At 52.9% G+C, this 13,345-nt stretch carries 12 protein-coding genes and 2 pseudogenes; all 14 read left to right on the forward strand.

Features of this window, described 5'->3' with window-relative positions; genetic code table 11:
- Positions 1-4: 4 nt before the first annotated feature.
- Positions 5-625, forward strand: coding sequence for an imidazole glycerol phosphate synthase subunit HisH (gene hisH / locus ACZ5BH_RS12360; protein WP_464889568.1), 621 nt, complete (start codon positions 5-7; stop codon positions 623-625).
- Positions 625-1,392, forward strand: a complete 768-nt coding sequence (locus tag ACZ5BH_RS12365; RefSeq protein ID WP_464889569.1) for a HisA/HisF-related TIM barrel protein — start codon at positions 625-627, stop codon at positions 1,390-1,392. The genes hisH and ACZ5BH_RS12365 overlap by 1 nt, the downstream gene beginning before the upstream one ends.
- Before the next feature lie 270 nt (positions 1,393-1,662).
- Positions 1,663-1,968, forward strand: coding sequence for a transposase (locus ACZ5BH_RS12370; protein ID WP_464889570.1), 306 nt, complete (start codon positions 1,663-1,665; stop codon positions 1,966-1,968).
- Between the two features lie 221 nt (positions 1,969-2,189).
- Positions 2,190-2,268, forward strand: a pseudogene (locus ACZ5BH_RS12375) (transposase); the annotation flags it as partial.
- A 228-nt stretch (positions 2,269-2,496) separates the two neighbouring features.
- The gene (locus ACZ5BH_RS12380; RefSeq protein ID WP_464889571.1) at positions 2,497-3,807 is read left to right on the forward strand and encodes an IS701 family transposase; all 1,311 of its coding nucleotides are present in this window, start codon (positions 2,497-2,499) and stop codon (positions 3,805-3,807) included.
- 196 nt (positions 3,808-4,003) lie between these two features.
- Complete coding sequence (locus ACZ5BH_RS12385; RefSeq protein ID WP_464889572.1) at positions 4,004-5,287, forward strand: glycosyltransferase family protein; 1,284 nt, start codon at positions 4,004-4,006, stop codon at positions 5,285-5,287.
- 1 nt (position 5,288) lies between these two features.
- Positions 5,289-6,257: a Gfo/Idh/MocA family protein gene (locus tag ACZ5BH_RS12390; RefSeq protein WP_464889573.1), complete on the forward strand. Its 969-nt coding sequence runs from the start codon at positions 5,289-5,291 to the stop codon at positions 6,255-6,257.
- The gene (locus ACZ5BH_RS12395; RefSeq protein ID WP_464889574.1) at positions 6,257-6,949 is read left to right on the forward strand and encodes an acylneuraminate cytidylyltransferase family protein; all 693 of its coding nucleotides are present in this window, start codon (positions 6,257-6,259) and stop codon (positions 6,947-6,949) included. Before ACZ5BH_RS12390 ends, ACZ5BH_RS12395 begins: the two co-directional genes overlap by 1 nt.
- 2 nt (positions 6,950-6,951) lie before the next feature.
- Complete coding sequence (locus ACZ5BH_RS12400) at positions 6,952-7,512, forward strand: sugar transferase (protein WP_464889575.1); 561 nt, start codon at positions 6,952-6,954, stop codon at positions 7,510-7,512.
- Positions 7,512-8,567: an N-acetylneuraminate synthase gene (gene neuB / locus ACZ5BH_RS12405; RefSeq protein WP_464889576.1), complete on the forward strand. Its 1,056-nt coding sequence runs from the start codon at positions 7,512-7,514 to the stop codon at positions 8,565-8,567. Before ACZ5BH_RS12400 ends, neuB begins: the two co-directional genes overlap by 1 nt.
- Position 8,568: 1 nt before the next feature.
- The gene (neuC, locus tag ACZ5BH_RS12410) at positions 8,569-9,696 is read left to right on the forward strand and encodes a UDP-N-acetylglucosamine 2-epimerase (RefSeq protein ID WP_464889577.1); all 1,128 of its coding nucleotides are present in this window, start codon (positions 8,569-8,571) and stop codon (positions 9,694-9,696) included.
- Complete coding sequence (locus ACZ5BH_RS12415) at positions 9,686-10,306, forward strand: NeuD/PglB/VioB family sugar acetyltransferase (RefSeq protein WP_464889578.1); 621 nt, start codon at positions 9,686-9,688, stop codon at positions 10,304-10,306. Before neuC ends, ACZ5BH_RS12415 begins: the two co-directional genes overlap by 11 nt.
- The gene (locus tag ACZ5BH_RS12420) at positions 10,284-11,780 is read left to right on the forward strand and encodes an aminotransferase class I/II-fold pyridoxal phosphate-dependent enzyme (RefSeq protein WP_464889579.1); all 1,497 of its coding nucleotides are present in this window, start codon (positions 10,284-10,286) and stop codon (positions 11,778-11,780) included. Before ACZ5BH_RS12415 ends, ACZ5BH_RS12420 begins: the two co-directional genes overlap by 23 nt.
- A 117-nt stretch (positions 11,781-11,897) precedes the next feature.
- Positions 11,898-13,146 (forward strand): annotated as a pseudogene (locus tag ACZ5BH_RS12425) (IS256 family transposase).
- Positions 13,147-13,345 lie beyond the last annotated feature (199 nt).

Genomic DNA, 13,345 nt, shown 5'->3' on the forward strand with positions numbered 1-13,345 from the left:
TTACATGTTGGCAATTATTGACATCGGTATCGGTAATTTGCGTTCTGTTGTGAATGCTTTTCGTTATGTTGGCGCTGACCCTACCGTGGTGACTGATCCGAGGTTGCTGGATTGCGCGAGCAAGATTGTGTTACCCGGGGTTGGCTCATTTAAATACGCAATGGAGACTCTTCACTCTACCGGTTTTGGGCTTGCAATCACGCGAAATGTCAAAGAGCGCAAGGTTCCCATGTTAGGGATATGTTTAGGTATGCAGTTATTAGCAAACTATAGCACGGAAGACGGTGCAACAAATGGGTTGGGGTTAATAGACTGTATTGTTGAAAGGTTTTCCTTAAATCAACTGAAGACTGGGTTGAAAGTGCCTCATGTGGGTTTTGATAGCGTTGAAATTTCCGAAGGCTCATTGCTCTTTTCTGGATTTCCCCGGACGGCAGATTTTTATTTTACCCATAGTTACCGTATGCAGAGTGCCGAACATGATGCAGTTGCTGGGATTTGCCGGTATGGCGAAGCATTTGTGGCTGCCGTTGAAAAAGATAATATTTTTGGAACGCAGTTTCATCCAGAGAAAAGCCAGTCAAACGGGCTAAAACTGTTCCGGAACTTTGTTGAACAAATCTGATGGTTAAAAAACGCCTTATCTTTACATTGTTGTACGATAAAGGGGCATTTATGTTAAGCCGGAATTTTCGTTTGCAACGTGTTGGCGACGTAAACTGGTTGAAAAAAAATTATAATTTTAGTCATATTGCTGAATCTATCGATGAATTGGTTATCCTGGACGTAACTCGAGACGCGAGGGATCCAGATAAATTTTGTGCTGATGTCGAACGTGTAGTAGAAGGCTGTTTTATGCCTTTGGCACTTGGTGGAGGTGTTGCTTCCCTTGGATATGTGCGTCAACTGATGGAGGCCGGTGCTGATAAGATTATTGTGAATACTGTATTGTATAAAGACCCTGAGTTTGTGCGCGATTTGGTGCGGCATTATGGTAGTCAATGTGTTATTGCCTCTATTGACTATAAAAGAGCGGATGATGATTATGTTGTCTATACTAACAATGGTAGAGATGTTGTCGAATCATCCTTGGAATCAGTGCTGAAAATGGTACTCCAATTGGGGGTCGGGGAGATTTATCTGAACTCTATTGATCAGGACGGGGCAGGGCAAGGATATTGTATGGATGTGCTGTCCCGTCTTGGGGGAGAGATAACTGTTCCAATTATTATGGCTGGTGGGGCTGGTAACTTCCGTCATCTGCTCGTGGGGATCGAGCACTCTTCTGTTGATGCTGTGGCCACGGCCAATCTGTTTAATTTTATTGGGGACGGCCTGCCAAGGGCGCGTAATGAGCTGCTTAGTGCGGGTATTTCTTTGGCGCGTTGGTAAATACTAACCCGGCAAAAAGACACCCGATATTAAGTCAGTGCATAACGCATGTGAGACTCGTGAAAGTATCGTTTGATTGAATCGCTGCTTTTCTGCAATGAGCGCAATACCGAACGAGCACGGGAAACCAATGCTTCTTTGGTTGCCTCCACGCTGCGACCCAAACGGTGGTTTTTGACGTGATTCCGAACCAGCTCATTGTTCTGGTCTACTGATCTTGGACACCCCGAGGAGTGCTAAACTCCCACGACAATTGAGGTGTTCAAAGACATGGCGAGAAAGACCTATACGACGGAGTTCAAACGGGAAGCCGCGGCGATGGTGCTGGACCAGGGCTGTGGCATCCGACAAACCTGTGAAGCCATGGGGGTTGGCGCGACGGCCCTGCGGCGGTGGGTGAAGCAGCTGCGGGACGAACGGGCAGGCATCACGCCGCCGACCAGCCTGGCGCTGACGGCGGAGCAGCAGGAAATCCAACGGCTGCAAAAGGAACTGCGGCGACTGGAAAGGGCGAATGACATCCTAAAAAAAGCCACCGCGCTCTTGATGTCGGACACGCTGAAAAACGGCGTGTAATCACCGGCCTCAAAGAGCGCTATCCGGTGGAAGAACTGTGTGCCGTACTGGAGCTGCCGCGCAGCAGCTACTATGCGGCACAGAAGCGGGCAGGCCGTGTGGATGCCGAGCGGGGCCGACTGCGGGCGCGAGTCGGTGTTTGTCAAGTGTAGTAGTTCAGACTTGACCTGACAGTCGCCCCCCGAAAAACCGGTAACTGTCAGATCAAGTCTGAACTACTACAGCTGAAGATTTTCTATCTGCCACCCTATTCACCCGAGTTGAATCCGGATGAGCTGGTTTGGAATCACGTCAAAAACCACCGTTTGGGTCGCAGCGTGGAGGCAACCAAAGAAGCATTGGTTTCCCGTGCTCGTTCGGTATTGCCTAGAGTTTAGAGTTTCGGAGTGACGACGCCCCAGAAAAAGCGGCAAAAATGACTTGACAAAATGGCAGCCCTGCAGCTGCCGCGCCTTGCATTCCTCTTGAGCGCAAGAGGAATGCAAGGCGCGGCCTTCAGAAGAAAAGTCCCCACTTCTGGAGGCCGCTATGGACAAGGGATATGGCCGTATCCCCCGCCCACTGTGTGATTGGATAACATTTTTGAGCTCCGCGCTACCCCCAAGGTCGGTGCGGACCTTTCTGGAGCTGCTGATAGGCGCCATGCTGACGCCGGCAGGCTTTGTCACCGAGGCCTACCTGCTGCTGGGCATGCGCAATCACTGGACCAGTTACTACAAGTGGCTCCAGGCGGGGAGGTGGTCGTGGCTGGGTCTGGCCCGGCAATTTGTCCGCCTGGTATGGGACGTGGCGTCGCCGGAGGTGGTGTATCTGGCCATTGACGACACGCTGACGCTGCGGGCCTCGAAGAAGGCCCCGGGCAGCCAAATCCATCACCAGCACGGGAACAAGCCGAATCTGGCGCGCTATGTGCGAGGCCAGTGCTGGGTGAGCCTGGCCTGGGTGCTCAGGAAAGGAACACGCAGCGTGGCGGTGCCGCTGCTGTTGCGGCTGGTGCCGGGGTCGGGGAACAGCGGCAAGCTGGTGGCGGCCAGGGTATTGATTCGGGCCGTTTGCGGGTGGCTTGGGGAGATGCCGGTTCGGGTACTGGTGGATAGCTGGTACATGCGCCGGAGCTTCATCGAGGCCATGCTGTCGAGGGGGTTCCACGTCATTGGCCAGGTACACATCGATACGCGGTTGTATGCCGAGCCGCCGCAACGGCGTCCGGGACAGCCGGGACGCCCTCGCAAGTACGGCGAGAAGTACACCCCGGAGCGGGTCGCCCAGCTTGAGCGTACCGAGACGACACTGCATCTGCATGGCAGGGAACAGGCGATGCGGTATCGAAGCCGGGTGGTCCTGGCGCGCTTTCTGGGTGGTTTGCCGGTCCGGGTGGTGTGGTGTGAGTATGCGGACGGCAAGGGGCAGTGGAAGAAGCCCCGCCTGTTGCTGAGTACCGATACGAGCCTGTCCCCCGAGCAGGTGATCGAGGACTATGGACGGCGCTGGTCAATCGAATCGATGTTTCACCAGCTCAAGCAGGCCTGGGGGCTGAAGGAGGCCTGGCAGCAAAGCCGTCAGACTCTCCATCGGTGGGTGCAGCTGATCCAGGTGGGGTATGGGCTCATCCAGTTGCTGGGCTATCTGGATGACGCCGCTGTGCGGCAACTGTGTCAGCACTCGCCGTGGCGCAAGGACCATCCGGTCACGGCCGGCCGGCTCCGCAAGGGACTGCTGCAGGTTTTTCAGCAGGTACCGGTTCGCCTCTGGTGGAACCGCAAAAGCAAAAAATTCGAGCCGCCAGATTGGCGGGGAGGCCAGCCTGATGAGCAAAACGCCGAAATTTCCTTGCCGTAGCGGTTCTTGGGCAGCAACCAACCCAAACTGGCAGCACGTTGCGTGCAGGCCAGGGGGATGGTTTCGCTCTAAACTCTAGGGTATTGCGCTCATTGCAGAAAAGCAGCGATTCAATCAAACGATTCTTTCACGAGTCTCACATGCGTTATGTACTGGCTTAATGTCGGGTGTCTTTTTGCCTGGTTAGTATCTGCTCATGAATAACAGAAAGTTGCTCTTTGTAACCTATGGTGGTGGGCATGCAGACATTGTTGCACGTCTTGTAAGAAAGATTGAACTTTATGCTAGTCTGGAATATTCCATTCTAGCTTTAACGACTGCTGGTTCTATATTTGACCGGTATGGTATTGCCTACAAACGCTGCAGCGATTATTTTCCGATCAGGGGTTATGAGTCTGCCAAGGGCATTGGTAAGAAGTTATCAGCCGATATCTGGTACCCATCTTCTGGTATACCTTATGACGATTCCTGCGCATACCTTGGCGTGTCAATGGTTGACTTGATCAACATGGTGGGCGAGCAAAAGGCATGGAAGTTATATGAAGAATCAGGTCGTAAAGTTTTTTTTCCTACCGGGTTTATCAATCATGTATTGGATGTGGAGAGACCGGATCTCGTAATCACGACTTGCTATACTCGTATGGAAAAGGCTGCGGTTGTTGTTGCAAGGCGCCATAATATAACAAGTATATTGATTGAGGATCTGTTGGGCTATTCACTGCTTGGCGAGCGTTCACTGGATAGCAGTGAGCTGGTGGTGAAGCCAGATGCGCTACCTGATCATGTTATAGTCTTAAACGACTACGTGCGCCAGCGTTTCTTGCAGGCGGGGCTGGATACAGAGCGGGTACATGCATTAGGTCAACCTGTTTTTTCAGAATGGGTGGAGCAATATGAATCTGTTATGCCGGTCGATGATTTAGTCAGGTTGTCTGAAGCTGGCAGGCCTGTCATTACCTATGTGTCACCGGCACGTCGTGATGTGCTATATGAGCAATCGATGCATATGGTGCAATTAGCTGTTAAGAATCCCGATTGGATCGTCTGTATTAAATTGCACCCATCTGTAAGTGTCGGAGAATTTGAGAGCAGAATTGACAGCTTGCCAGAGAACGTTTGTCTGTTGCAAGGTGAAGATATCCTTTCAGTAGTAAAAATTTCTGATGTGGTGTTAATCTTTCGATCAACCGTAGGCTTGCTATGTATTTTTTGTGGGGTTCCATTAATAGTTATGGATAAGTCAGGCGAACCAGAGATTATTCCTTATCTGTCTTATGGTGGTGCGAGGCTTGTCAACCGATATGAGGAATTGGAGCGGACAGTCGTTGAGGCTCTGAAACAACGTGACGATGAAAAACTTTCACGACGGGCATCCTCGCCTGTATTCGAGAATCCACCCAATGCAGCCGAAAATATACTCTCGTTTTTTGCTTCTTCCCCGCCGCGTTGTGACATTAACGGTAATTGGATAAACGAATAGCATGCGTATCCTAGTGGCAGGCACAGGTTCTATTGGTCTTAGGCATATCCGTAATATCAGGAATATTGATCCAGATTCTGAATTTGTCTTTCTCCGTGCGGATGCAAGGCGGGATGCACTGTCGTCAGAATATGAAGCCACCATCGTGTCATCCTTTCAGCAGGCTCTATCCATGAGTGTGGATTGTGTTGTTATTGCAACGCCATCAGCCCTCCATGCAACATTGATTGTTGATGCGATTAAAGCCAATATTCCTATGTACATCGAGAAGCCGGTTGTTGTGAGTCGGCAGGAATTGACGAAAGTGAAAGTGGCGCTAAGCTCTCATAACTATCGAGCGGCAACGATGGTGGGCTGTAACTTACGTTTTTTGCGCTCCATGCAAAAATTACGTGGTATGTTATCGAGTGGTGATATTGGCGACGTAGTTAGGGCGTGTATGCAAGCCGGACAATGGTTACCTGATTGGCGCCCGAATCAGGATTATCGCAATAGCTATAGTTCCGATCCTCGGCAGGGTGGAGGTGTTGTACTTGATCTGGTGCACGAGCTTGACGCCGCACGTTGGCTGCTGGGCGATTTTGATTCGGTTCGGTCATTAACAGAAAAGTATGCGCCATTAAATATTGAAACCGAATCTGTGGCAGCAATTATTCTTGGGTCCTCCAAAAGAGGACAGGTGATCTCCATTGGTCTGGATTATATTGCCCGCCCTCCGATCAGACGCTATGAATTTATTGGTTCAAAAGGTACCCTGCATTGGGACTTGCTTTCATGTTCAATGTGGATTGATACCCCTTCCGGTCGAGAATATGTTACCCGTAACCCGGATGATTTTGACGTTGCGCAGACTTATAGAGATGCAATGTCTGAGTTTTTGCATGCGGTAGTTGAGGGAAATCAGACTTCACAGGATATTGCTGAAGGTTTAAAAAGCGCGGAATTGGCCGTTCTCGCCAAGGAGTCCTAATGACTACGATTGCAACAATCTGTGCCAGGGGCGGTTCCGTTGGGGTGCCGGGCAAGAATATCAAGCCGTTATTGGGTAAACCTCTGATTTGCTATACCATCGAGCAAGCTCTTGCGGTTCCAGAAATTGATAAGGTCTTCGTCTCTACCGACTCAGAGGCAATTGCTGAAGTGGCGAGCCAAGCTGGGGCTGAGGTCCCATTTTTACGCCCTGCTGAATTGGCTACGAGTAATGCTCCAAAACTGGCGGTTATACGACATTTGGTCGATTGGGTCGATGCTCATGTTGAACCGGTGACTCGAATAATCGATCTTGATCCTACTTCACCTCTGCGTGATATCTCCGATATCGAGACCTGTATGTCGATGCTGGACGATCAGACAGACGTGGTGATCACTGCCTACGAGGCAGATAAGAATCCCTACTTCAACATGGTCGAGGCCAGGCCAGATGGGAATATCCGGCTTGTCAAGTCACCCCCTTGCGGAGTAGCGGCGCGTCAGGAGGCGCCCAAAGTCTATGCGATGAACGCATCCATTTATTGCTGGCACCGTCATACCCTGTCCAAGGGATTGTGGGAAGGTCGGACTCGCCTGCATGTGATGCCCCGCGAGCGGTCGGTGGATATCGACAGCCCCCTGGATTTCCATATTGTCGAATTTTTGTTGAAACAACGCTACGGACAGCTCTGATTATGATGGCCAAGCGCTTGTTCGATATTATTGTGGCTGGGATCCTGCTTGTCTTTTCACTTCCTGTCATGGCCGTCATTGCAATAGCCATCAAATTCGATAGCACCGGTCCGGTATTCTTCCGCCAGGCTAGGGTGGGGCGAGAAGGGCATACATTTGAAATGCTTAAGTTTCGCACTATGGTACCCGATGCCGAAGAATTAGGTGGTTTTAGCACAGCACGTGACGACCCTCGCATAACTCGTTGCGGCCGCTTTCTTCGAAGGACTAGCCTGGACGAACTGCCCCAGCTAATTAATGTACTTTTTGGAGACATGAGTCTGGTCGGTCCACGCCCTGATGTTCCCTCCCAAAGGGAAAATTATACTGAGGAAGAGTGGCAGACCCGCCATCGGGTTCGTCCCGGAATCACTGGGCTTGCTCAAGCTTCTGTTCGCTCGGAGGCCAAGCCGGGAGAACGTAAAACCCTTGACTTGGAATATGTGAACAAGGCTTCCTTTTGGCTCGATCTTAAGATCCTGATCTGGACAGTGCGGCAAGTTGTTAGTAAAGGCAGCTTCTGATGAGTAATAACTTATCCTGCATGAACCCCTGCTACATCATCGCCGAAGCTGGTGTAAACCATAACGGTTCGGAGGAGCTGGCCTTCAGGCTAGTGGATGCCGCGGTCGATGCCGGGGCTGATGCGGTGAAATTCCAAACCTTCAAGACGGAAAAGTTGGTCACCCAAAGGGCGAGGAAAGCGGCCTATCAGCAGGTGCAGACGGGGGCGGGCGATCAGTTCGCAATGCTCAAGGCGTTAGAACTCTCTGATGCGGCCTACCAGCGTCTGGCTGACTACTGTGCTGATAAAAAAATCGAGTTCCTTTCTACGCCCTTCGATGAAGAGTCGGCTGAATTCCTGATCGGTCTGGGCTGCCGTCGACTGAAGATCCCTTCCGGCGAGTTGACCAATCTACCCTTTTTGCGCTTTCTCGCCGCTAAAGGACTGCCGATGATTCTCTCAACGGGTATGGCGGACCTTGATGAGGTGGCCGAGGCGGTGGCGCTAATCGCTGCTGTGCGCGAGGAACATGGATTTGCCGAGCCACTCGCCGAAGTGCTCACTTTGCTCCATTGTACTTCCAACTATCCGAGCCCCCTGGCTGATGTGAATTTACGCGCCATGCAGACTCTGGCCGATACTTTCCGCGTGCCAGTGGGCTATTCAGACCACACCGCTGGTATTATGGTTGCTCCCATCGCTCGGGCCCTGGGGGCGACTGTGTTCGAGAAGCACTTCACTCTTGACCGCAGCCTGCCAGGACCAGACCACGCCGCTTCGCTGGAGCCGGGCGAGCTTGTACGAATGGTACAGGCAATCCGTGACACCGATACCCTCCTTGGCAGCCCCGAAAAAGCCCCCACTGGCCCCGAGCTGGAAGTCCGCATTGCCGCACGCCGCAGCGTCACCCTGGCGCTCGATGTGGCTGCCGGGGTCACGTTGACCCGTGAGATGCTTACTCTTATGCGACCGGGTGATGGCCTCCCGCCAGCCAAACTCGAGGAGGTGATCGGTCGCACCTTATGTCACCCCATGCAAGCGGGCGAAACCTTGCACGAAGAGGATCTCGCGTGAGATGCGCCGTATTCTCTACATCACCGGCACTCGCGCTGATTTTGGACTGATGCGTACCACATTGGAGCGAATCCACGCCTCCACAGAGCTGAGCCTTTCGCTACTGGTTACAGGCATGCATCTCGATCCTCATTATGGTGAAACGGTTCGCGAGATCGAGGCAAGTGGTTTGCCGGTCGTTGCACAGGTGCCTGTGACATTGCGCAGCGATGATGGTGCAGTGATGGCGCGCGCTATTGGTCAGGAATTACTCGGTATGGTCGACATTATAAAGCATGAACGCCCGGATCTGGTATTGCTGCTTGGCGACCGGGGCGAGATGCTTGCCGGAGCGATTGCCGCCCTGCACCTTAACATTCCAGTAGTCCACCTGCATGGCGGCGAGCGTTCGGGTACCGTGGATGAGCCAGTGCGCCATGCCATTTCCAAACTGGCCCACTACCACTTTACCGCCACCACAGGAGCACGTGAGCGGCTAATCCGCATGGGCGAGCGGGCTGAGCATATCTTTGTAACCGGCGCGCCGGGGCTTGATGGCCTGGTCGAGTCGGTGCGACGTGGACGTACAGAACTGGCGGAGCAGATGGCTTTTGATCCAGAACTTCCCATCGCTCTGGCGGTATTCCACCCGATTGTGCAGCAAGTGGATGAGGCTGCTGACCAGGCCGTGATCCTGCTCGATGCTCTGGCTGCAATTCCCAGGTTACAGGCTCTTTTGATGATGCCTAATGCTGATGCTGGCGGCGAGGCAATCCGTGAGGTGATGCAGCAGACAGAAGGGCGTTTCAAAACGCTGCTCCATTTACCGCGCGCCGATTTCATCGACTGGATGGCGGCGGTAGACGTCATGGTAGGAAACTCCAGCAGCGGCATTATCGAGGCCGCCTCGTTGGGCACGCCGGTGGTCAATGTCGGCGACCGTCAATTGGGGCGCGAGCGCAGTGCGAATGTACGTGATGTTCCTGTGACGCGTGAGGCGATCAAGGAGGCACTGCACGCGGCGCTTGCTGAGGGGCGCCAGGAGGTGACCAATGTCTATGGTAACGGGCGTGCCGGGGAGCGTATCGTTGAGCTGCTTGCTACACTGCCCATCGGCCCTGAACTGCTAATGAAAAGCAATGTCTACTGAACGTTTCATTTTCGGTGCCGGTGGCCATGCCAGGGTGGTGCTCGATGCTCTGCAGAGCAGAGGCGAGACAGCCCGGTTGTTCGATGGTGAACCGGCATATGCCGGTAAAAGTTTGCTCGGGGTAGAAATAGAGTATGCTGACATGGCGACCAAACTCCCACCCTTGGGCCACTTGGCGATCGGTGATAATCAAATACGAAAACGGTTATTGTCAGAACTGGGGGGCGGGTTACGTGGCTGGTTCAGTATTATTCATCCAGATTCTACTCTTGCAACTTCTGCCGAACTGGAAGATGGAGTGTTTGTCGCGGCGCGTGCCGTGGTGGCTCCGCTGGCGCGAATTGCGACTGCAACCATCATCAATCATGGGGCGGTGGTCGACCATGATTGCCGCATTGGGAAATGCTGCCATATAGCGCCCAATGCAACCCTTGGGGGTAATGTGAGTCTCGGTGATGGTGTGTTGGTCGGCAGCGGAGCAGTAGTGTTGCCGGGCGTGGTAGTGGGTGATAATGTCATTATCGGTTCCGGTGCGGTAGTAACCGCTGATGTGAAATCTGGCTGCACCGTGGTCGGGGTGCCTGCTCGTGAGAGAAAAAACAATGCATGATGTGCAACGCCTTATCGTTCGATCCGGGCTCTCGTTGCGTGAGATGTTCGAGTATATGGATAAAGGCAGGCAAGGCATCCTGCTTCTGGTGGATGAGTCAGGAAAATTGCTGCGCACGATTACGGATGGTGACTTGCGGCGCTTATTGCTCAAGAATGTATCACTGGATATGACGGATTTCGAATTGCCAGCCAAGCCACCTGTCACGGCACCGGTGACTAGCTCAGGCAATCAACTACTGGCATTGATGCGGCGTGAGAAAGTAAATCAAATTCCCCTGTTGGATGAGAGTGGCAAACCCGTGAGCATCGTCCAACTTCACGATCTCGAAGAGCCGATATTATTATCTACTCCGCACATGGGTAACCAGGAGCTGAATTTTGTAAACCAGGCTTTTGATACCAACTGGATAGCTCCTTTAGGCCCTAATGTTGATGCCTTTGAAAAAGAACTGGCTGAGATGGTGGGTATCGAACATGCCGCCGCCCTAAGTTCTGGGACAGCTGCGCTCCATCTTGCTCTGATTCTGCTTGGAGTTAGACGTGGCGATACCGTGTTCTGTTCAAGTCTGACATTTGTGGCAAGCGCTAACCCGATATTGTATCAGGGCGCGACGCCAGTTTTTATTGACTCTGATACGAATACGTGGAATATGTCACCCCGCGCACTTGAGCGAGCATTACTTCATGCCGATGCGTCCGGGAAGCTGCCTAAGGCAGTAATTGTAGTGAATCTCTACGGGCAGAGTGCAGATATGGACTCGATTAAATCTTTATGTGATCGATTTGATGTTCCGATTATTGAAGATGCGGCCGAGTCACTGGGTGCAACATATAAAGGCAAAGCAAGTGGAACGCTAGGTACGATTGGTGTTTACTCATTTAATGGAAATAAGATTATCACTACATCTGGCGGTGGAATGCTGGTATCTGACGATGCCGATCTTGTGGAAAGAGCACGTTTTTTATCCACTCAGGCGCGAGATAACGCACCTTATTATCTCCATTCCCAGGTTGGTTATAATTACCGTATGAGTAATGTGCTTGCGGGGATAGGTCGTGGCCAGCTAAAAGTGCTTGATGATCGTATTGCGGCGAGACGTAATATCTTTGACCGCTATAAGGAAGGGTTGAGCGATATTCCTTATATTCAGTGGATGCCTGAGGCGGATTATGGAATAAGCACTCGTTGGCTGAGCTGCCTTACTATAGATCCCAATAACAGTCCACTTACAGTGGATGAGCTAATCACTCACCTTGCTAACAACGATATTGAGGCTCGTCGAGTCTGGCGACCAATGCATATGCAGCCCTTATTTAAAGATTGCGAGTATTTTTCATATGTTCAAAACAAGAGTGTTTCGAATATGTTATTTGAAAATGGACTGTGCTTGCCATCCGGGTCTAACATGACTCTGGAGCAACAGAGTCGTGTAATTGACGTAATTATTGATGCCTTTAACCAGTATCAGTGAGATTCCCACCATCAGTGAGCTATGCTTGAAACTGGTGTACGGGGTGATTGAAGAAGGCGGCGTACCCTGCTGAAATCGGTTTGTCATGAACTGAAACAGCAGAGGAGGTACGCCACCATGAGCAAAGATAGCGTAATCGAATTTCCGGCGCCAGAGGCGATTTCGGACCCGCTGACGGAGCTTCTCCGCCAAGGCGCCAAACGCCTGATTCAGCAAGCCATCGAGGCGGAATTGACCGAGCTGCTGGCCCAATACGCCGAGGTGCGGGACGAACAGGGCCGCCGGGCGGTGGTCCGAAACGGCTACCTGCTACGGCGGGAGATTCTGACCGGGGTGGGCCCGGTGTCGGTCAAGGTGCCAGCCGGACGTGCGAGCCGGTGGTATTTCGCTCCTCGCAGGTCCGCCCTATGTGCGCTAGGCCCGGCGCGTGGAGGCAGCCCTGCCGTGGCTGTACCTGAAGGGCATTGCCACGGGGCAGATGTAGGAGGCCCTGGACGTGCTGGTTGGCTCCGAAGCGAAGGGCCTGTCGGCCACGGTGATTGGCCGCCTGAAGCGGGAATGGGAGGCCGAGAACGCCGACTGGTGCCGCCGGGACGTAGCGGGACCGCTGGGTCTATCCGTGGGCGGACGGCATCTACAGCAGTCTGAGAGCCGAGCAACAGAAGCTGTGCGTGCTGGTGGTCATTGGCGTCAATGACTGGGGCGAGAAGCATTTTCTGGCCATCGAGAACTGCGTGCGGGAATCGACGCAGAGCTGGCGGGAGGTGCTTCTGAACCTGAAGCGACGCGGTCTTGCCAATCCACCGAAACTTGCGGTGGGCGACGGCGCCCTGGGCTTCTGGGCGGCGCTGAAGGAGGTGTACCCCGAGACCCGGCACCAGCGCTGCTGGGTACACAAGACGGCGAACGTGCTGAACTACCTGCCGAAGGGTGTACAGCCCAAGGCGAAGCAGGCGCTGCAGGAAATCTGGATGGCAGAGAATCGGGCCTCGGGCACAAAGCCTTCGAGCACTTTGTGCAGACGTACCAGGCCAAGTACCCGAAGGCGGTTGCTTGCCTTGAGAAGGACCGAGATGCCCTACTGGCCTTCTACGACTTCCCGGCCGAGCACTGGGTGCACATTCGGACGACGAATCCGATCGAGTCGACCTTCGCGACGATTCGGCATCGGACGGACCGAGCCAAGGGATACATGAGCCGAAACACCATGCTGGCCATGATCTACAAGCTGGGCGTGAGTGCCGAGAAATGCTGGCGACGAATCCGGGGATTCAAGCTCTTGGCCAAGGTGATTGAAGGAGTGAGATTCAAGGATGGCATTGAAGTGAACAACCATGATTCCGAGGACAACAGGAACGCCGCCTGATCATGACATACACCAGATTTGACTATAGTTCCGAACTTCGCAGTCAGATCGCAGTGCCCGTTCAGTGCCACGCCCACTTGCCAGCGCCAGCCCGGAATGAAAGGTAATGTCGATGTCGGATTGCTCGATGATGAAGCGGCACACTGGTTACCTCGCAGGTGAGTTTAGTTGTGTCCCTCATAATACCGTTGCGCACTAT

This window comes from Thioprofundum lithotrophicum (assembly GCF_055387065.1).